This window comes from Nonomuraea sp. NPDC049129, assembly GCF_040648495.1.
GTDB lineage: Bacteria > Actinomycetota > Actinomycetes > Streptosporangiales > Streptosporangiaceae > Nonomuraea.
Genome location: NZ_JBEZDU010000028.1, coordinates 37,704 through 56,482, shown reverse-complemented (window position 1 = coordinate 56,482; position 18,779 = coordinate 37,704). Strand labels below are relative to the sequence as shown.

The following is an 18,779-nucleotide window of genomic DNA, read 5'->3' as shown; positions in this document are numbered from 1 at the left end:
GCTCGGGGAGGAATACACCTATGAGCTCCATCGCCGTCATCGGTGCGGCCGGCCGTACCGGACGGCTCATCGTCGAGCGGTCCCTGGCCGCCGGACACCGCGTCACCGCGATCGCCCGCCGGGCCCAGGCCCTCCAAATGACCGAGCCCGGGCTCACCATCCGCACCGCCGACATCCTGGCCCCCGGCTCGCTTCAGGGTCTGCTGGACGACCACGACGCGGTGATCTCCGCGCTCGGCGCCGCCGGACGGGGACCCACCGCCGTCTACTCCACCGGCACGGCCGAGATCATTTCCGCCCTCAAGCCCGGTGCCCGGCTGGTCGTGATCTCCTCCGCCGGGCTCGGCGTCCCCACCGGCGCCGGACCGGGCACCCGCCTGGCCGCCCGCCTCCTACACCACCTCATGCGGCACACCTACACCGACATGGCCCGCATGGAGGATCTGCTCTCCACCAGCGGCCTGGCCTGGACCGCCGTACGCCCCACCAGGCTCACCGACCGGCCGGCCACCGGCCATCCCCGCGTCTCCATCGGTGCCACCGCCAGGGTCGGCTCCCAGACCTCCCGCGCCGATCTGGCCGCCTTCGCCCTGGACGCGATCGACGACCCTCGCAGCTATCGGACCGCGGTCGCCGTCTCCTCCTGACTGCGGAGTGACTACGGACTGACTACGGACGAAGTTTCGCGAGCAACTCGCCGCCCGTTCTTGTTCGATGAGCCGCTACCTTTGCCGACGGCTGCGGCCTGGCGCGGCGTCGGCGAAGCGATGGTTGACGGGATCTGCGATGGCGCGCGTGCCGGAACGGCGACAAGGGCGTACCGAGGCTATTCGTCGCTCTACGCATTCCTTCTATGTGCGCGATGTGAGAGGCTCACATGCCCGCGAAATGTCCCATTGTTGTCCTAGGTGCCATAGAAGCGAACGTGTTAACTTTCTCGCAATAGCCGTTCTTCATCGCAGGAAAGAACCGCAATGCGCCCGGTCGGGTGGCGGATCAGAAAAACAGCCATTGCCCTGGGCGCGATTCTACAAGTGCCGTTCGTCATGTGGTTCACCGGAAAGATCCAGCGGGAAATCACCAGGCAGGGGAGAAGGAAATGAAGAGAATGGCATGGGCTGCCGCGATCGCCATGACAGCAGGTCTTCTGGCTAGTGCGGCACCCTCCGCATCGGCGGCCTCACCAACGGACAACGGGGTTCACAATACGAGCACGATCGCCCTCGGCGCCGTCGAGGTCTGGAGGGGGGCCAGCTGTATTTACCGCCAGGGTTGTTACGATGCCCTGATTCCGGCCGGGCAATATTCAGGCTGGCGGCACACGGCTGCTATTTACTTCGGAGACAATTATTGCTTGCGAGTCCGCAACTGGCTACCAGGAGGTGGTCTGGGGCCCGTACAGATCAGCCCTGAGGGGCCCAGGTGGGCCCTATTTCCCGATGCCCCTCCTGGTTTTGACGTGAGGGCGGTGCCGATCGGCGATGCCGGCTGCGACACCTCGACAGCGGCCTCCAAGGGTGCAGTGGACTTTGTTCGGGCCGAGTAGTAACGCCAGCGGGTCTGAAGGCACTTGACCTGTTTGCCTGGGGGTGTGAAGCCCCAGGCAAACCCGGCGCCGCATCAGCGGTTGAAAGACAAGCTCAGAAGGCGTTGACCAGGACGACGTAGACGGCGGTGCCGATTCCGACGCTCAGGATGGTGCGGCGGCCTGAGGCGAGGTGGATGACCGCGGTTATGGCGACCGCGAGCAACGCGTACAGCGTCGTGTGCGGGTCGGCGGTGATGGTGCTGTGCAGGGCGGTCAGGGCGAGGATGGCGAGGATGCCGACCGGCATCCAGACCGACAGCTGCGCCACGGCGGCCGAGCCGCGCAACGTGCGCAGCGCCGCGAAGGGGACGGCGCGCAGGGCGAAGGTGATGCTGAAGACGATCGCGAGGACGGCGAGGATGTAGGCGAGGTCAGGCATCGTCGGCCTCCGGGACGGGTCGGCGGGCGGTGAGCGCGTGGCGGGCCAGCAGCAGGGCGACGAACAGCAGCAGCGCCGTGAACATGGCGACGCCCGGGGTGACGATGAGGGCGGCGGTCACGCTGGCCGCGGCGAGCAGCACGGAGGGGATCTCGCGGCGGGAGCGGAACGCGTCCAGGGTGAGCACCGTGAACAGGGCGCACAGGGCGAACTCCAGGCCCTTGATCGGTGCGGGCAGGGCCGCGCCGATGGCGACGCCGACCAGGCCGCCGCCGACCCAGTAGGTCTGGCAGGAGATCTGCATCGCCAGCAGCCGGGCCGCCGAGCGTTCCGACTCGGGGAGGGAGGCGTTGACGGCGTACGCCTCGTCGATCATCGCGTACACGGCGTACGCCTTCGCCCACCGGTTCTTGACCAGGTGAAGCGGGAAGGAGAAGGCGTAGAAGACGTGCCGGAAGTTGACCACCAGGACGGTCAGCGCGACTGCGGCGAGCGGTGTGACCGTGGCCATCATGCCCACCAGCAGGAGTTCCAGGGAGCCGGCGAAAGCGGCCAAGGACAGGGCGGGGGCGAGCCACCCGGGCAGGCCGGCCTGGAGGACCAGCAGGCCGAGGGCGATCCCCAGCGGGAAGATTCCCAGCCCAGCTGAGAAGGAATCGCGCACACCCGCGGCGATCTGCTGGCGCCGGGTGGTGTGGGCGGGGGTCACCGCGGTCGGGACTAGTACATCTTGCACCCTTCTAGGGTGCCGGAAAACGGCTGTTATGTGGTTGCGGATATTGCTCAGCCAGAGGTCTGCGGTGCAATATTCTTTCGTGGACTCGATTGACAGAGCAATCATCGCCGAGTTGGAGCGAAACGGGCGGCTGACGAACGTGGAGCTGGCCCAGCGGGTCGGGCTCACCACCGGGCCGTGCCTGCGGCGCGTTCAGCGGCTGGAGGCCGAGGGCGTGATTCGCGGCTACCGGGCGGTCATCGACGCCGCCGCCGTGGGCCGGTCCTTCGAGGTCCTGGTCGACCTGACGCTCGACGCCCAGGACGCGGAGACGGTCGAGCACTTCGAGCAGACCCTGGCGCGGGCTGAGGAGGTCGTCGAGCTGCGGCGGTTGTTCGGCAGTCCCGACTACTTCGTGCGGGTGGCCGTGGCCGACCTGGCCGCCTATGAGGCGTTTCTGAGCCAGTACGTCATGACCATCCCGCGCGTCCGAGGCATCACCTCGCACTTCACGCTCAAGAACCTCAAGCCGGCTCCATAGCGCGCACGACCTGCCCAGCCCGCCGGGATGGGCAGGTCGTGCGCGGGGGTCGCCATCCTGTTCAGCGGCCTGCCGGGCCAGATGTTCTCCCAGCCGACCAGGTCCGCGCAGCCGGTGCTGCTGGAACTCGAAGGCTGCCTCATGGACGCGCTGCGCGACCGGTTGGTCAAGGCGGGCAGCGAGGAGGACGAGCAGGCGCTCGCTCTGCGCGCCTCCGTGCTGTCCCGCGCCAATGTGGGCGCGCTGCGCGCCACCGTGCTCGCCTTTCACGCCCTTCCCGAGGAGGAGCGGACGCTGGAGTCGGCGCGGCGGCCGGCCCGCCAGGCGTTCGACATCCTGCGCGACACATGACCTCGCGGTGCTGGGCCGGTCTCAGAGCCCCGTCGAAGCTCTGGCGGTCGCGGCGACGTGCTCGTCGGCGGTCATGCCGAGGTCGGGGTCCTGCCGGTTGAGGTCGTGCTGGTCGTCGGCCCATCGCTGGTAGTCCCGCCGTACGGTGCGCTCGTCGGAGTCGACGATGCGGGCGATGTCGGCCCAGGTGACTCCGGCCAGCACCGCGTGGTGAATGTTGGCGGGATGACGCACGGTACGCGCGATGCACTCCGCCAGCCCCAGCAGCTCGATGTGCTCGGCCACGGTAAGGGGAGGACGATCATCGGCTCCGTGCCGGTCGGGGTCATAGATCCCTCGGGTCACCAGCTCGATCCGGGCGCGGGCCGACGCGTGCTTGGCGGCCAGCTCGTCGTAGCGCGCCAGCTGCTGACTGACGGGCATGTCGTAGCGAGCGTCGCGCCAGGTCGCGATGTGTTCGGGCACGGTCATGATGACTTCTCCAGGGTGATTCGGGGGCGTGACGACGAGCACGGCAGGAAGCCAGAGTGCCGCCCCGGCTGATCGACGCTGCCATGGCATCCTGTGGATGCGGGGATGATGACATGAAGCTTTCCGAATGCGTGACACCGGGTTCGGACGTAAGGCATCCTCTTCCGCCTGGCCGGGCAGCTGGAGCGCGCCCGCCCATGGGCGGACCGGACGCCGGCCGTCTGAGCCGGCAGCCACCAAAACGTTAGGTGAGGCGTTCGAGCCAGCGCAGGAGAAGGGCGACCTCGGCAGGTTCGAGGGCGTCGGTGCCCCCGAGGCCGAGTTGCGCGTGCAGGCGCAGTGCGGCGGTACGCAGCGGGTCGGCGTCCTCTTGAGCGGTTGTTTCGGTGAGCACGTATGAGAACACGGCGTCGCGCATGCGATGGGACAGCGCGGGGTCGTCGAACAGGGCCGGGCCGGCGATGTGGTTGAGGGCGTTGCCGATGCTCGCCGACAGGATCAGCTGGGCGGCGGTCCGCGGCTCGACCTTCAGCGCGCCCGTCGCCGCGCACCGTACGAGCGTCGCCACCAGCAAGTCGAACACGCGATCCCGGGCAGTAGAGTGAGACCACGGCCGGGGAGTGAACATCAGCTGGTAGAGGGCAGGATTCTCCCTCGCGAACGCCATGTGGTCGTCCCAGCCGGCGCGCAGATCGGCCACCGGATCGGCTGTCTGCTCCTGCGCGGCCTTGAGCGTGGCGTACCTCTCATATCCGTGGTCGGCGATGGCGTCCAGGAGTCCTCGTTTGTCGCCGAAGAGCCGGTAGAGCACGGGCTGGCTCACACCGACCGCCTCACAGACCGCCCGCGTGGCGATCTCGTTGTCCGAGGAGGTCGCCAGCTGACGCTCCGCGGCTTCGATCATCGCCGTGCGAAGGGAGTCCGTTCCAGTCATGTGACCAATGATACGCCACAGCGCTAGCGATGATACGAAGACCGTGCTACCGTCGTGCCTTAGCGGCGATACCGCTGATGCGTATCGACGATACGAATGGAGGGGTTTCCATGAACGAGCAGCGCGTAGCAGTGGTCAGCGGCGGCTCCCGCGGGATCGGCCGGGCGATCGCGACGACTCTGGCGGCACAGGGGTCCGCGGTCGTCGTGGGATACCAAGGGTCGGCCGCGGCCGCCGCCGAGGTGGTCCAGGAGATCACCGCGGCCGGCGGCCGGGCGATCCCGGCGCAGGCCGACGTGGCGGACGAGGCCGCGGTCGCGGCGATGTTCGACGAGGCGGAGAAGGTCTTCGGCGGGGTCGACGTCGTCGTGAACTCCGCGGGACGGCTGTCACTGTCCCCGATCGCCGACCTCGACCTCGCCGACCTTGACGCCCTGCACCGCACCAACATCCGCGGCACCTTCGTCATGGCGCGGGAGGCCGCGCGTCGCGTGCGCGCCGGAGGCGCGATCGTCACCCTGTCCACCTCCGTGGTGGGCCTGCAGCTCCCCAACTATGGGGCGTACGCCGCCAGCAAGGGTGCCGTCGAGGCGATGACCCTCATCCTGGCCCGCGAGCTGCGCGGGCGGGACATCACGGCCAACGCGGTCGCGCCGGGGCCGACCGCCACCGACCTGTTCCTCGAGGGCAAGGACGAGGCCACGATCGAGCGGCTCGCCAACCAGCCCCCGCTCGCGCGGCTCGGCACCCCGGAGGACATCGCCCGGGTCGTCGCCTTCCTGGCCGGCCCCGCGGGGCACTGGGTCAACGGGCAGGTCGTGCGCGCGAACGGCGGCATCATCTGACGTCCGCCGAAGGCTCATCTCTGAATCATCCACACGAAAGGGAAAACACCATGCCGTTCGCCAACCTCAAGGTGCCCGCCGACACCCTGACCCCCGAATCCAAGAAGAAGCTCATCGACGCCGTCACCGACGCCTACGCGGCCGTGTACGGCGAGCGGGCCCGGGCGAACACCCTGGTCCTCATCGACGAGGTCCCCGATGGCGGCTGGGGGCTCGGCGGGGACATCCTCACCGCTGAGATGCTCGGCCGAAGCTGAGCACCTGTCCCACCCGTGAGTGGCATTCGTGCAGGTAAAGGGCCATTTGGGGGTGGTATGTTCGTCCCATGAGTCCGGAAGACCTCGCTAATCTCGCGCACCTGCGCCGAGCGCGCGATCTGATCGACCGGGAGTACGCGCGGCCGCTCGACGTGCCGGCGATGGCCCGCCACGCGCTCATGTCGCCGGGGCACTTCTCGCGACGGTTCCGGGCGGCCTATGGCGAGACGCCGTACAGCTATCTCATGACCCGCCGGATCGAGCGGGCGATGGCGCTGCTGCGCGAGGGCATGAGCGTGACCGACGCGTGCATGGCGGTCGGCTGTACGTCGCTCGGCTCGTTCAGCTCGCGGTTCACCGAGGTCGTGGGGGAGACGCCGAGCGCGTACCGCGGCCGGGAGCACCGCGTCGAGGCGGCGATGCCCGCGTGCGTGGCGAAGGTGCGCACGCGGCCGACACGAAACCCGCCGAGCAGGATCGGAGAAGCGGATCGCGTCGCCGCCGCCTAACGTGGGCGACATGACCATCGCACTCCGCTACTGCCACATCACCGTCAACGACGTGGACGAGTCGCTCGCCTTTTACCGCGACGCGCTCGGCCTTGAAGTACGCAACGACGTCGCCTCCGGCGGGTTCCGCTGGGTCACGCTCGGCAGCGCGACCCAGCCGGACCTCGAAATCGTGCTCTCCGAACCACACGCCGGCCGTTCCCAGGCCGACGGCGACGCCCTGCAGGAACTGCTCACCAAGGGCGTCCTGTCGATGATCATCTTCAGCACCGACGATCTCGACGCGACCTTCGAGCGGGTCCGGGCATCCGGCGCCGAGGTGCTGCAGGAGCCCATCGAGCAGCCCTGGGGGCCGCGCGACAGCGCGTTCCGCGACCCCTCGGGCAACCTGGTGCGGATCCAGCAGGCGCCCAAGGCGTAATACTCGCGTTCAGCTTCTGGAGCTGGTCGGGGTGGGGGAGGCGACCGTCATGACGAGGGAGCGACGGGTCGCGATATCCCAGAGGCGTGCCGTACCGTCGTAGGAGCCGCCGCTGACCAGAGACCTGCCGTCCGGGCTGAAGGCCAGGTCGGCGATCTGCCCGCTGTGGCCGGTCAGTGTGTCGAGCGGGCGCGTGGTGGCGACATCCGTCAGCACGATCGTCTTGTCTAAGCTGCCGCTGGCCAGCGTCTTGCCGTCCGGGCTGAACGCCACCGGGCCGACCCCGTCGGTGTGTCCGGTCTTGAGGTCCTTGCTGGTACGCGTCGTCAGGTCCCACATCTGGATGGCGTACGTGACCCCGCTGGAGCTGGCCAGTGTCCTCCCGTCCGAGCTGATGGCCAGGTAGTGGATGCCGTCCTGGGAGCCGGTGAGGGTGCCCTTGGTGTGGCCGTTCGCCGGGTTCCACAGGCCGATCGTCTTGTCCTCACTGGCGCTGGCCAGGGTCTTGCCGTCGGGCGTGAAAGCCAGCGCCGTGACCTCGCCCGTGTGACCGGTGATCAGGGTTCGGGTGCGGCCGGTGGCCACGTCCCAGAGCCGGATGGTCTGATCGATGCCGCCGCTGGCGAGGGTCTTGCCGTCCGGGCTGAAGGCGACGGCTCGTACGACACTGGCACGACCGCCGTTCGTCAGCGGGCCCTCGGTGTGACCGGTGAGGTCGGTGATCGACGCACCGGTGCGGACGTCCCACAGGTGGATCGAGTTGTCGGCGCGGCTAGCGGCGATCTTCTTGCCGTCCGGGCTGAAGGCCATTCCGTAGAGGCCGCTGGTGTTGCCTGAGTCGTTGAGGGTGGACAGGGCGGCTCCCGTTGACGCGTCGCGTAGCCAGAGGTCGCCTTTGAGGTAGCTCGCCATCGCGACGGTCTTGCCATCCGGACTGAACGCCACCGACGTCATCGGCGCCTCGACGCCACCGCTGCCGCTTTCGTGGCTGCTGTCATGGTTTGATCCGTATAGCAGTGCTGTGGTGACGGCTGTCGCTGCGACGACCACCGCGAGCCCGGCCAGGAGAACGACGCGGGGCCGCCGCCGCCACATCGCGCAGATCGAACCCGCGATGGCAGATGGCTTCAGCGTGACGGGCTGCCGAGTTGGGCTGGCTGGTTGAGGCGGGGGAGAGGGCTCGACCGGTGTGGCGGGAGCCTGGGACGTGGCGGCGGGTTCGGGCTCGGCGGTGAGGGCAGGTTGAGCGGTGGGTTCGGGTGGAGCGGTGGTGCCCGGCCCGGCGGTGGCGAGGGCTTGGGCGGCGGCGGCGGAGACCATGCGGCTGTCGTCGTCGGCCAGCTCCCGCAGGGCCATCCGCGCGGCCAGGGCGAGCCCCGCATGTGCGCCGCGCAGCAGGCGCTCCAGCTCCCCGACAACGGCGGTGCGCACCGTGGGAATCGGATTCTGCAGCGCTTCGCGTAGTTCGGCGGGCAGTTCGCTGGGCCGTTCGACCGGGCGGGCCCGCCGGGCGACGACCAGATCACCCTGGACGTCGAACGTCCACTTGCCCGGCGTCTGCTTGGGGGTGATCGTGCGCACCCGTTCGTAGACGAAGTCGTACAACTCGTTGATGCCCACATACCCGTCCTGGTTGAGATCGGCCTCGCCGGTCTCCAGCCCCTGGACGAGCACACCGGTGAACACGGACGGAGCGGGCTGCCGGTCGTCGGCCAGGTCGAGGCCGTCGAAGGCGTACTCCAGCGCGTTCGAGGCGGTGATGACGACGCGCCCACGCCCGCCGAACTGGTCCTCGACGTGCATGCTGAACCCGGCCCTCGGCATCGCGCCGCGCGCGAAGGCACCCGCGTAACAGCAGTCGAGCAGCAGGACGATGCGGCGGCAACGACTGCGGCTCATCCCCCGGTTGACGAAGTCGGCCGGCACCGCTGTCGCGGCGAGCCGGTTCAGCTTGGTGCTGGAGGTGGCGAAGTACAGATCCCCGCTGTCGTCCTTCACACCGTGCCCGGAGAAGTGCAGCAGGAGCAGGTCGTCGGGATCGCGGTCGGCGAAGAAGTCCTCGATCGCCTCGGTGACGACCGGTGTGGGCTCGTTGACCAGCGTACGCACCTCGAAATCGCCGATCGCGGGATCGCCCAGCACCCGGGTCAGCGCTTCGGCGTCCATGGCGGGCGCGCGCAGCCGGCGCAGCCCCGAGTCGCGGTAGTCGTCGCAGGCCACGATCAGCGCCACCCGCCGGCCGCCGCGAGGAGCGGCCTCGGTGAGCTCCTGCCGCGCCTGGCGGCGAGCCAGCCACTCATCGATCAGCCGGCGCTGATCCGCCGACGACACCCCGGTCACCTCGAGCACGTCGCCGTCGAGACTCATCTTCACCGAACGATCCCGGTGCCGCGTCAGCCAGGCGGTCACCGCCTCCACGATGGCGCCGAGGAACTCGGTGCCCGCCAGCGCGACCGTCAGGCCGCCGATGGCGAAGGACAGGATCGCCCTGCTGCCCGGCGGCGTCGCACCCGCCTGGGAGAGGCTGACCATGACATCCATGTCGAGCAGTTCGGCGCGGAGCGCGGCGGTCAGCTCGTCCAGTTCCTGCGGATCCGCGGAGTCGTCGACCACCCACAGGTTCAGCTGGTTCGTTCCACCCGCCATAGCGGCTCCCACAGGGAAAGGATCCGGGCTGCGTCGAGTGGAGCCTAGCCGGGGCTCATCTCGATACCGTCACCTTCTCCGTACCGGAGCGAGCCTGCTCGATCCGCGCTGCGAAAGGAGCGCCGGTAGCTGTCAGGTGGGACTCCGACGATCCGTTTGAACTGGCGCCGCAGCGTCGTGGCGGTGCCCATGCCGGTGGCGACGGCGACCGCCTCGACGCTCTCGTCGGTGGCCTCCAGCAACTCCTGGGCACGGCGTACGCGCTGGGTCAGGAGCCACTGAAGCGGCGTCTGCCCGGCCACTGACCGGAACTGCCGGCCGAGATTGCGCGGACTCGTGTTCGCCTTCCGCGCCATGTCGGTCACCGTCAGCGGCTGATCCAGCCGTTGCCGGACCCAGGTGAACAGGTCGGCGAGCAGGTGGTCGCCCCGGACCTGCATCGGCGTGGCCACGAACTGGGCCTGACCGCCGGGCCGATGCGGTGGCATGACGAGGCGGCGGGCGACGGAGTTGGCGACGGCGGCGCCGTGGTCGAGGTGGATGAGGTGCAGGCAGAGGTCCACGGCGGCGGCCTTGCCCGCGGCGGTGAGCACGCTGCCGTTGTCGGTGTACAGGACGTCCGGATCGACCACGGCCAGTGGATGGCGGGCGCTCAGCTCCGCGGTGTGAGCCCAGTGAGTGGTGGCCCGCCGGCCGTCCAGCAGGCCCGCGGCGCCGAGCACGAACGCTCCGGTACAGAGGGAGGCGATCCGGGCCCCCGACTCGTGGGCCGCGCGTACGGCTTCGACCAGCTCCGCCGGCGGCGGATCGTCGATGTCGGCGCACGCGGGCACGATCACCGTGTCGGCACCGGCCGAGCGCTCCAGCCCGCAGTCGGGCTCGACCATGAACGGGCCGACCCGCACCGGCCCCGGCCCGCAGAGCAGTACGTCGTACCAGCCCTCCGTGGCTTCGCTCGGGGGATTGCCGAAGATCTCGTAGGCCACCCCCAGCTCGAAGTGCAGCAGGTGACCGGCGGTCAGCAGCGCGACGGTGGGCATGTCCGAAAGTGTACGCATGATGGCGTTCCGGACCCTCACCGTCGGGTCCCGCCCACCGCGAGACTGACGCCCATCAGAACATCGAGATGGGGGAACCATGAGCACGACGGCCGCAGTGGTGGTGTACGGGGCGACAGGGCACACCGGTCGCTTCATCGTCGCCGAGCTACGCAGGCGTGGCATCGCCACTGTCATCTCCGGCCGGGACGCGGCTCGGCTGGCGGCGCTGGCGGCCGAGTGGGCCGACGTGGTCGTGCGGCCGGCCGGCGTGGACGACGCGCGCGCACTGGACCGGGCCCTCGCCGGTGCGGCGGCCGTGATCAACTGCGCGGGACCGTTCGCGGTGACGGGCGGCCCGGTCGTCGAGGCGGCCTCGCGCGCGGGGATCCCGTACGTCGACGTCGCGGCCGAGATCGAGGCGAACGCCGCGATGTTCGCCGACCACGCGGCGGCTACCCGACCCGTGGTGCCGGCGATGGCCTTCTACGGTGGGCTGGGCGACCTGCTGGTGACCGCGGCGATGGGAGAGTGGACCGCCGCGGACGAGGCGCACGTCGCGTACGGGCTGAGCAGCTGGCGTCCAACCGCGGGCACGCGGGCGGCCGGACAGGTGTCCCATGAGCGTCGCGGGGGCCGTCGGGTGCGGTTCACGGACGGCGCGTTGCAATACCACGACGACAAGGCGGTGGAGCAGGACTGGCTCTTTCCAGAGCCGCTGGGCCGGCGGGCGGTGATCGCGGAGTTCACCATGGCCGATGTCGTGACCGTTCCTAGTCACCTGGCCGTGCCTGAAGTCCGCACCTACATGACCGTCGAAGCCGCGAGGGACCTGGCCCGGGAGGACACGCCGGCGCCGGAGCCGGTCGACGCCCTGGGGCGGTCGAATCAGACTTTCGTCGTCGACGTCCTGGTACGCGCGGGCGGCGTCGAGCGCCGCGCCACGGCCCGGGGCCAGGACATCTACGCCATCACCGCACCTCTGGCGGTGGAGGCCGTCCAGCGGATCCTCGCCGGGCATACCCGGACGACGGGCCTGGCCTCGGCGGGCGCGATGTTCGACGCGGCGGACTTCCTCCGGGCGCTGAGTCCGCACCTGTCGGTGGAGCTTCCGCACTGACCGCATCCATCGCGCCGCGCCGGGCCTGAAGGACAGCGGCGGTGTGATGCTTACTTGGCGGGCGCGTCGAAGGTCCACACGGCGCGCGCGCCGGGGCCGACGGCGAGGGTGGACCGGCCGATCCGCTCCTCGGTCATGGACAGCAGGGGCTTGTTGAGCGACATCTGGATCTGCTTGAGGCCGGCCTGCTCGCGCGCGACGGAGTCCAGCTGGATCCGGGTGCCGCCGCCCTCGGCGACGACGCCACCGCCGGGAAGCGTCCGGACGGTGAAGCCGCCGGCACGCAGCAGCGGCACCGTGTTGGCGAGGTCACGAGCGGGCACCCCGATGCGAATGGAGGTCACGTCACGCATCAGGTGGTCGCGGTAGTCGTCGGGCAGGTAGCGCTCCCGGCCGACGTCGCCGGGGAAGCTCTCGGGCTCGGTCTTGCTGCGCGGGTCGGCGAAGTACTCCGGCAGGTATTCCATCGCCCACGGGTCGAAGGCGTCGTACTGGTCGCCGGTGGTACGGATGGTGTCGAACCACGGCACCTTGACCCCGTCGCCGAAGTCACGCGTCTGGCGGTACGGGAACGGGTTGGCGATCCCCGCGGCCTTCAGGCGCTCGGTCACCGTGGCGAGGTCCCCCGCGCGCTCGACCGAGGTCCCGAGCCCGGCGGAGCCGAACTCGGCGTCCTGGCCGGGCAGGTCGCCCACCGAGAACAGCTCCAGATAGGTCTCGCGGCCCTTCAGGTAGCGGCCTTTCCAGGTCATCCCGCCACCGGTCGTGGTGCGGACCTCGAAGTTGGCGAACTTCCGGAGGTAGTCGGAGTTCTCGACCGCGTCGGCGGTCTCCTTGTCGACGACGCTGTAGGCGTGGTTGTAGAAGAGCAGCTGACGGTCGGGCTTGGGCCGGCTCTCGTCGGCCATCGCCGCGCTCGCGCCGCCTGTGACCGCCCCGGACAACGCGACGGTGAACGTCGCGGCGAGGACGGTGATCGTCCGTAAGGTTCGGTGAATCAGCATGGAGGTGATCTTAGGTTTGGGAAGATCACATCCACTGAAGATTTGACAAACCTCTAACAATGCGCCGGAACCATGCCCACTGCCCTCGCGAATCCGCAGGTCAACCGCCATGTCGCCCGGCCGCTCTGTGTTATGCGCGTCGCTGCCGCCCCATGCGATGATCGCTACATGTCGTCGTCACGTACGTCCGCCGCCCTGACCGGTTTAGCCCTGGCCGTCCTGGTCGCCGGATGCGCCGATCCGGCCGCCGACCGGGTGTCGCTCATCAGCGCACCCCAGCCCCTGACGTCGCTCACGGTGGTCCCGTCGCTGCCCTCGCCCATGGTGTCCTCGGGTCCCGTACGGCACCCGTTCCCGATGGCGACCTCCTTGGCCGAGCCCATGGCGACCGGAGCGCCCCTGACCGCGACGGGCCCGCCGCGGTTCTTCGTCTCCGCGCGCACTCCGCTCACCCACTTCCCCGGCAGGTCCAAGACCGCCGTCTTCACTCCGGTGCCGCCCGCCGTGCACAACGCCGAGACCGGGTCGTTCATCGCGAACATCCCGCTGCCGCCCGGCGCTGAGAGTTCCTGGCACCTCGTGGCCGCCGCCCGGGACAACCGCACGTTCGCGGTCGCCGGCTGGACTGAGCCGAAGAAGCCCCGCATCTGCTTCTTCCTGGTACGTCTCGGCGAGGACGGGCGGCCCGGTAAGCCGGTGGCCGTCACGCAGACCGACCCCGACGACCTGACGTTCGTCTTCGACCTCGCCCTCAGCGCCGACGGCACCCGGCTGGCCTACTCCACGCCGCTCATCGGAGGTGGCGCCAAGATCTCCGTGCTCGACGTCGCCACCGGCCGGCGCCGGGACTGGAAGACGATGGCGCACTCGATGGTGACCGGCCTGTCCTGGGCCCCGGACGGCCGCTCGCTCGCGTACGTGCTGGGTGGCCGGGCCATCGCCTCGCTCGACCTCGCCCGCCTGGACGCCGACCCGGAAAGTGCCGCGTCCCGGATCATCAAGAACACCACGGGCGCCATGCCGATCGAGTCGGTGGCCCACACCCCCGACGGCAGCGCGTTGATCTACGCCTCCGGGCACGTCGTCGAACGCGTCCCCGTGGCAGGCGGGCCGGCGCAGGTCCTGGCCCGGCCGGAGCTGCCGCCCGGCGCCTCACTGAGCCTGCGCTTCAGCGTCGACGGAACCGGCGAGCACCTCCTGTATGTGCACGACTGGCGCGCCTACCGGGTCGGCCTCACCGACGGCGCGGCCACCTCGGTGCCGATCACAGTCGACCAGCGTCCGGGTGAGGGCGACCCGCCGCGCGCGGCCTGGTGACCACAGGGCTTCGTGAGCTCGGCGGGCCAGGTAGAGGTCAGCCGGCTTCGGCGGAGTCGAGATGGCGGGTGTCACCGAGGATGACGACCTGACGGTTGTGGAAGAAGTCGTCTTCGCGCAGCGTGGTGATGCTGCCGGACGGCGCCCGGAAACTGGCATGGCCGACCGACTCGATCGGCATCTTGATCCAGGACGCCACTGGCCTTCCCCCCGCCTCTCCGTAGGATTTCTCCCGCAGCCTGCGGTCCAGGGTCGCTTCCACGCCGGACAGCTTGGCAACCTTTCAGCCCTCGACGTGGTGCGTCGCCTCCGGATGGGTGATGGCGTAGATGGTGCGCATGAGTGAGCTCTTCCTGTAGGGGAAAGTTCCGGGATGATCTTAAGAGCGGCCCTACCGGTGATCGGTGTCGGTGGTGTAGCGGGCGGCGACCTCGGCCGCCTTACGGGCCAGAGCCTGGCGGAGTTCGGCCGGAGCGAGGACTTCGGCGTCGGTGCCGAAGGCCAGCAGTACCTCGGCTGCGGCCAGGGAGCGGAAGCGCAGCTCGACGTGCACCCGCTCCGGGTGGTCGTCGGCGTCCGGCGAGAGGTCGGTGGGAGGAGGCCCGGCCAGGTCCGCTTCGTGGATGCGCAGGAATCTGGCAAGGATGTCCCGGTGGACGCTGACCGTGACGGGCAGTGGGGCGGGGATGTCGTCGATGTGGCGGCGCAGGCCGTCCCAGACGTCGGCCAATTCGAGGCCGTCGCGGCGTCGTACGGGCTCGTCGAGGATGCCGGCTGACAAGGCTCGGTCGGTTCGGAAGAGTGCGGGCTCGCCGCGGTGGTCGGCGACGAGGTACCAGACGCCTGCCTTGTTGACCAGGCCGTACGGATCGAGCGTGTAGGAGCGGACGCGGTTGTCGCGGCCGTGCCGGTAGCGCAGGCGCAGCCGCCGGTCGGTGAAGATCGCCTGCTGGAGTACGGCCAGGTCGACGGCCGGCCCGGTGGCGGGGTGTGCCGGCCCGCCGCGCCAGCGCACCGGGTCGATGAGGATACGACGGCTGGCCAGGTCGGCGTCCGGCCGGTGCGGGGCGGGCAGGGCGGCCATCAGCTTGCGCAGCGCGGAGCCGAGGGCCCGGCCCAGGCCCAGCTCGGTGTGAGCATGATCGGACAGCAGGACGAACAGGGCGCGAGCCTCGTCGGCGGTCAGGCCGGTGACGTTGGTGCGGTAGCCGGGCAGCAGGGCGATGCCGCCATGGGGCCCGCGCACGGTGTAGACGGGCACACCGGCCGCCGACAGCGCCTCGATGTCGCGCATGACGGTGCGGACCGACACTTCCAGGCGCTCGGCCAGGTCTCCGGCGGCCAGCCGGCCGTGGGTCTGGAGCAGCAGCATGATCGACAGCAGGCGCTCGGACCTCATGGTTCCAAATTTACCTATGTATATGACAGCACCTGACATATACCTCGGCGAAGCTGCGGGCAGACGAGCCACCTACAGGAGGCGGCTTCGAGCGTCCCGGCCTTGCCAGGGACAAAGCACCACGAAAGGAACTGTGCTGTGACCGCAACGAACGCGCTCGCCCAGAAGGTCGCCGAGGACTTCGTCCGCGCGTGGACCAGCAAGGACGTAGAGAAGGCCCTGAGCCTGCTCGCCGACGACGTCGTGTGCGAGGCCCCGACCGGCACGTTCGAGGGAGTAGAGGGCTACCGCCGGTTCCTCGAACCGTTCGCGAACACGCTCATCGGCGCCACCGTCATCGACGTCCTGGGCAACGACACGAACGCGGCGACCGTGTACGCCGTCGACACGCCCATCCTGAAGGACTTCCGCGGCATCGACTACCTCACCGTCGAGAACGGCGAGATCACGCGCGTGATCAGTGTCTTCGACCTGCTCCCGATGGCTAAGGCCAGAGGCGACATCCAGCACTGACCCGGCCCCGCGCCGACGGGACCGCATACGTGAGCGGCGACAGCCTCGGTCAGGAGGCGCGGGGCTGCTCGGCCGCATCGCGGGCAGCCATTCAGGCGGTGTGCGGGTCGAAGGCCGCCCGGTTCTGGGCGACGAAGCCCTCCACATCGAGGGGGTCGGCGCCGCCGATCTTCTTCACCAGGTCGTTCGTGCCGGCGAAGACGCCGTTGCGGTAGTCGACCGCGACGGCGAGAAGGTGCTGGATGAGGTGCTCCGGCGCGCCGCGGTTCTCCAGGATGGTCCTGAACTCGTCGAGGCTGATGGGCACGTACGTGACCTGACGGCCGAGCGCCTGCGACATCTTCTCGGCGATCTCGTAGTGGTTGAGCTCCACCGCCCCGTACAGCGGATAGATCTTGCCGGCGTGCGGGGCGGGATCCTCCAGGATGGCCGCGATCACCCTTGCCTGGTCGCTTTCAGCGATCGGGGCATGGCGTCCGTCGGCGAAGGGCAACCGCAGTTCGCCGGTTCCGTCGGCCCAGGTGTCGATCAGCCACTGGGCGAAGAAGGTCGGGCGGATGTGGGTGACGGCCACCGGGAAGCGGTCCAGCACGCGTTCGGCGACCCAGTGCTGGCGTGCCGCGTTGCTGGCGGAGTCGCGGCGGGCGGAGATTTGCGACATGTTCACGATCGCCCGCACGCCGCTCTCCTCCGCGGCCAGGGCCACGTTCGCCGTGGCGTCCATCAGGCCGTGACGGATCGGGTAGGTGAAGTACAGGGCATCGATCCCTTTCATCAAAGTCTAGTTGTTACTCCTTCTTTGGAATTAGCGGCGTGCGGCGGGGTGGATGGTCGTTCGCCGCAGAACGCTGACCGCTCAGCGGATCGCCCCTGACGCCTGAGCCGTCACCTCTCGTGGTTCTGGCCCGGGTGCGGCCTCGGTGGGAACGTCCCGGACGACCTCTGTCAGCTCGCCGGAATCGACGTTGTAGAAGAGGCCATGAATCTCAACGTGCTTCGGCGTGCCTTGGCTGTTACGGATCAGGTTCACGTCGTACTTGAGTGACTTCTCGAAGTCGGCGATGCGGATGCCGTCCCAGTCGTACACGGACGAGATATCGGTGTGCTGTTCACGCTTCCACGCGTCGATGATCCCCTCCTCCGTGAAGGAGGTCCCGCCACAGAAGGAATGGTGTACGACGACAACCCGCTCGATTCCGAACAGGTGCTGGGAGACGGTGATCGAGCGAAGAGTGTCCGCCGCGCGTCCGCCCCCGACGATGAGGGGGAACACCGTCGCGGTAGAACCTATTTTCCGGCCGGTCTCGTCGAGAATGAGTTCTCCAGGATAGACCTCGTCACCGAAGTAATCGGCCACCGCTTGCGCGACGCCGGCCGCCCGGGGGTCGAAACAGTAGATGGCGATCGTCCTGACGGGAATCGAACTGGTGACGATCTTCCGGACCGCCGGTTCGCTGTATCCCGGCTGCCCGCTGAACGCGAATTCGACAAAATTCGACATGCTTGACTCCAATTCTTGTGGGCCTACTCTCCCCACGGGCCATTCGTAGGTCAGGTAGGTCAGCAGTCCCATGCGTTCGGGGACCTGCGGCCCGTGCCGCGGCGAGGCTCGCCTCGACCAGCGGCCCGGTCGGGAGAGCGAGTACGTCGTTCTGCGGCCCTTCCGAGAGGGCGGCGGTATCGGTCATGACTCGACGGTACGAGGCGGAACCCGGGCAAAAGTGGCACGGATGCCATTCGGCGCTACAATCGTGCCACTATGGCAGACAGACACCACGTCGCAGTGCTCGTACAGCCCGGGGTGCTCCCGCTCGAGTTCGGTGCCGCGACGCAGATCTTCACCATGGACCCCCACTATGAGCTGACGGTCTGCGCTGACACCGAGACCGGACTGGTGCCGGGGTGCGGCTTCGCGATCACCGTCGCGGCCGGCCTCGAGGCGCTGGACGACGCCGACACTGTGATCATTCCGGGTTACGACGACATTGACGCGACCCCGTCAGCTGAGCTGCTGGCGGCGCTACGGGCGGCCCACACCCGAGGCGCCCGGCTCGTCTCCATCTGCACCGCGGCCTTCACCCTTGCCGCGGCCGGGCTGCTCGACGGACGCCCCGCGACCACACATTGGCGGGCGGCCGAGCAGTTGCGTCGGCGCTACCCACGCGTCGATGTCCTGCCAGATCAGCTCTACGTCGACGACGGCGATATCCTCACCTCCGCCGGCGTCACCGCGGGGATCGACCTGTGCCTGCACCTGATCCGCACCGACCTCGGCGCCGCGGCGGCGAACACACGCGCACGTGATCTCGTCGCGCCGCCACGGCGACGGGGAGGTCAAGCGCAGTTCGTCGAACAGTTCCGCCCCGAAGCGAGCGGAGATGTGCTTGCTCCTCTGCGGGAGTGGATGATCGACAACCTGGCGAAGCCCCTTGCCGTCGACGACCTCGCGGAACGCGCCCATATGTCGCGGCGGACGCTGATCCGCCGCTTCCGCGAGGAGACCGGCACTCCGCCCATGGCCTGGCTGACCGACGCGCGCATCGACCGGGCACGCGAACTGCTGGAGGCGACCACCGTGCCCATCGAGCAGATCGGCCGCCTCACCGGGCTCGGCGCTCCCGCTTCCTTGCGGGCCGTGTTCCATCGGCACCTTGGCACCTCGCCGCAGGAATACCGGAGCCTGTTCCGTCACAAGGACGAGATGGCGGACGCCTGACCGGTCACACCCGCGC

The 18,779-nt window shown here is 69.1% G+C and carries 22 protein-coding genes; 11 read left to right on the top strand and 11 right to left on the bottom strand.

The window, feature by feature from the left end:
• Positions 1–20: 20 nt before the first annotated feature.
• Positions 21–647, top strand: a complete 627-nt coding sequence (locus AB0B64_RS50175; protein WP_358196356.1) for an NAD(P)H-binding protein — start codon at positions 21–23, stop codon at positions 645–647.
• Positions 648–1,640: 993 nt separating this feature from the next.
• On the opposite strand, the gene AB0B64_RS50170 is transcribed toward AB0B64_RS50175, so the two are convergent.
• The gene (locus AB0B64_RS50170) at positions 1,641–1,967 is read right to left on the bottom strand and encodes an AzlD domain-containing protein (protein WP_358196347.1); all 327 of its coding nucleotides are present in this window, start codon (positions 1,965–1,967) and stop codon (positions 1,641–1,643) included.
• A complete protein-coding gene (locus AB0B64_RS50165; RefSeq protein WP_357958744.1) occupies positions 1,960–2,703 on the bottom strand; it encodes an AzlC family ABC transporter permease in 744 nt (247 codons plus the stop codon). Before AB0B64_RS50165 ends, AB0B64_RS50170 begins: the two co-directional genes overlap by 8 nt.
• A 79-nt stretch (positions 2,704–2,782) precedes the next feature.
• Between AB0B64_RS50165 and AB0B64_RS50160 the strand changes: the two genes are divergently transcribed.
• On the top strand, positions 2,783–3,223 hold the full coding sequence (locus tag AB0B64_RS50160; RefSeq protein WP_357958740.1) for an Lrp/AsnC family transcriptional regulator: 441 nt from the start codon (positions 2,783–2,785) through the stop codon (positions 3,221–3,223).
• A gap of 27 nt (positions 3,224–3,250) precedes the next feature.
• Positions 3,251–3,574: a hypothetical protein gene (locus AB0B64_RS50155; protein WP_358196330.1), complete on the top strand. Its 324-nt coding sequence runs from the start codon at positions 3,251–3,253 to the stop codon at positions 3,572–3,574.
• Positions 3,575–3,595: 21 nt separating this feature from the next.
• Here AB0B64_RS50155 and AB0B64_RS50150 read toward each other — a convergent pair whose 3' ends face one another.
• Positions 3,596–4,045 carry a hypothetical protein gene (locus AB0B64_RS50150; RefSeq protein ID WP_358196325.1) on the bottom strand — a complete coding sequence of 150 codons (450 nt, stop codon included), beginning with the start codon at positions 4,043–4,045 and terminating at the stop codon, positions 3,596–3,598.
• 244 nt (positions 4,046–4,289) lie between these two features.
• Positions 4,290–4,979, bottom strand: coding sequence for a TetR/AcrR family transcriptional regulator (locus AB0B64_RS50145; RefSeq protein WP_357958733.1), 690 nt, complete (start codon positions 4,977–4,979; stop codon positions 4,290–4,292).
• Positions 4,980–5,089: 110 nt separating this feature from the next.
• Here AB0B64_RS50145 and AB0B64_RS50140 point away from each other — a divergent pair, with 110 nt between their 5' ends.
• The 4 genes from AB0B64_RS50140 (at position 5,090) to AB0B64_RS50125 (ending at position 7,011) form a co-directional block, all read left to right on the top strand.
• The gene (locus AB0B64_RS50140) at positions 5,090–5,824 is read left to right on the top strand and encodes an SDR family oxidoreductase (RefSeq protein WP_358196318.1); all 735 of its coding nucleotides are present in this window, start codon (positions 5,090–5,092) and stop codon (positions 5,822–5,824) included.
• Between the two features lie 50 nt (positions 5,825–5,874).
• Complete coding sequence (locus AB0B64_RS50135; protein ID WP_357650494.1) at positions 5,875–6,081, top strand: tautomerase family protein; 207 nt, start codon at positions 5,875–5,877, stop codon at positions 6,079–6,081.
• A gap of 68 nt (positions 6,082–6,149) precedes the next feature.
• The gene (locus tag AB0B64_RS50130) at positions 6,150–6,590 is read left to right on the top strand and encodes a helix-turn-helix transcriptional regulator (RefSeq protein ID WP_357958727.1); all 441 of its coding nucleotides are present in this window, start codon (positions 6,150–6,152) and stop codon (positions 6,588–6,590) included.
• Between the two features lie 10 nt (positions 6,591–6,600).
• Positions 6,601–7,011: a VOC family protein gene (locus tag AB0B64_RS50125; protein ID WP_357958724.1), complete on the top strand. Its 411-nt coding sequence runs from the start codon at positions 6,601–6,603 to the stop codon at positions 7,009–7,011.
• Between the two features lie 9 nt (positions 7,012–7,020).
• Here AB0B64_RS50125 and AB0B64_RS50120 read toward each other — a convergent pair whose 3' ends face one another.
• Together AB0B64_RS50120 and AB0B64_RS50115 are read right to left on the bottom strand one after the other, a co-directional pair.
• Positions 7,021–9,657 carry a caspase family protein gene (locus AB0B64_RS50120; protein WP_358196302.1) on the bottom strand — a complete coding sequence of 879 codons (2,637 nt, stop codon included), beginning with the start codon at positions 9,655–9,657 and terminating at the stop codon, positions 7,021–7,023.
• A gap of 44 nt (positions 9,658–9,701) precedes the next feature.
• Positions 9,702–10,697, bottom strand: coding sequence for a helix-turn-helix domain-containing protein (locus AB0B64_RS50115; RefSeq protein ID WP_358196288.1), 996 nt, complete (start codon positions 10,695–10,697; stop codon positions 9,702–9,704).
• 97 nt (positions 10,698–10,794) lie between these two features.
• On the opposite strand from AB0B64_RS50115, the gene AB0B64_RS50110 reads away from it, so the two are divergent.
• Positions 10,795–11,814, top strand: coding sequence for a saccharopine dehydrogenase NADP-binding domain-containing protein (locus tag AB0B64_RS50110; RefSeq protein ID WP_358196280.1), 1,020 nt, complete (start codon positions 10,795–10,797; stop codon positions 11,812–11,814).
• 50 nt (positions 11,815–11,864) lie between these two features.
• Here the strand turns inward: AB0B64_RS50110 and AB0B64_RS50105 are convergent, their stop codons facing one another.
• Positions 11,865–12,818, bottom strand: a complete 954-nt coding sequence (locus AB0B64_RS50105) for a DUF5829 family protein (protein WP_357958712.1) — start codon at positions 12,816–12,818, stop codon at positions 11,865–11,867.
• A 168-nt stretch (positions 12,819–12,986) separates the two neighbouring features.
• On the opposite strand from AB0B64_RS50105, the gene AB0B64_RS50100 reads away from it, so the two are divergent.
• A complete protein-coding gene (locus AB0B64_RS50100; RefSeq protein ID WP_358196265.1) occupies positions 12,987–14,135 on the top strand; it encodes a hypothetical protein in 1,149 nt (382 codons plus the stop codon).
• A 37-nt stretch (positions 14,136–14,172) separates the two neighbouring features.
• Here the strand turns inward: AB0B64_RS50100 and AB0B64_RS50095 are convergent, their stop codons facing one another.
• Together AB0B64_RS50095 and AB0B64_RS50090 are read right to left on the bottom strand one after the other, a co-directional pair.
• Entirely contained in the window at positions 14,173–14,397 is a 225-nt protein-coding gene (locus tag AB0B64_RS50095; RefSeq protein WP_357958707.1) for a hypothetical protein, read from the bottom strand.
• Between the two features lie 129 nt (positions 14,398–14,526).
• Positions 14,527–15,534: a YafY family protein gene (locus AB0B64_RS50090; RefSeq protein ID WP_357958704.1), complete on the bottom strand. Its 1,008-nt coding sequence runs from the start codon at positions 15,532–15,534 to the stop codon at positions 14,527–14,529.
• 138 nt (positions 15,535–15,672) lie between these two features.
• On the opposite strand from AB0B64_RS50090, the gene AB0B64_RS50085 reads away from it, so the two are divergent.
• Positions 15,673–16,047 (top strand): nuclear transport factor 2 family protein, encoded by a 375-nt coding sequence (locus tag AB0B64_RS50085; RefSeq protein WP_357958701.1) that lies wholly within the window; start codon positions 15,673–15,675, stop codon positions 16,045–16,047.
• A gap of 91 nt (positions 16,048–16,138) precedes the next feature.
• Here AB0B64_RS50085 and AB0B64_RS50080 read toward each other — a convergent pair whose 3' ends face one another.
• Positions 16,139–16,822, bottom strand: coding sequence for an NmrA family NAD(P)-binding protein (locus tag AB0B64_RS50080; protein ID WP_357958698.1), 684 nt, complete (start codon positions 16,820–16,822; stop codon positions 16,139–16,141).
• Positions 16,823–16,903: 81 nt separating this feature from the next.
• Positions 16,904–17,548, bottom strand: coding sequence for a carbonic anhydrase (locus AB0B64_RS50075; protein WP_358196242.1), 645 nt, complete (start codon positions 17,546–17,548; stop codon positions 16,904–16,906).
• Between the two features lie 258 nt (positions 17,549–17,806).
• Between AB0B64_RS50075 and AB0B64_RS50070 the strand changes: the two genes are divergently transcribed.
• Positions 17,807–18,763 carry a helix-turn-helix domain-containing protein gene (locus tag AB0B64_RS50070; protein ID WP_358196234.1) on the top strand — a complete coding sequence of 319 codons (957 nt, stop codon included), beginning with the start codon at positions 17,807–17,809 and terminating at the stop codon, positions 18,761–18,763.
• Positions 18,764–18,779: the final 16 nt, after the last annotated feature.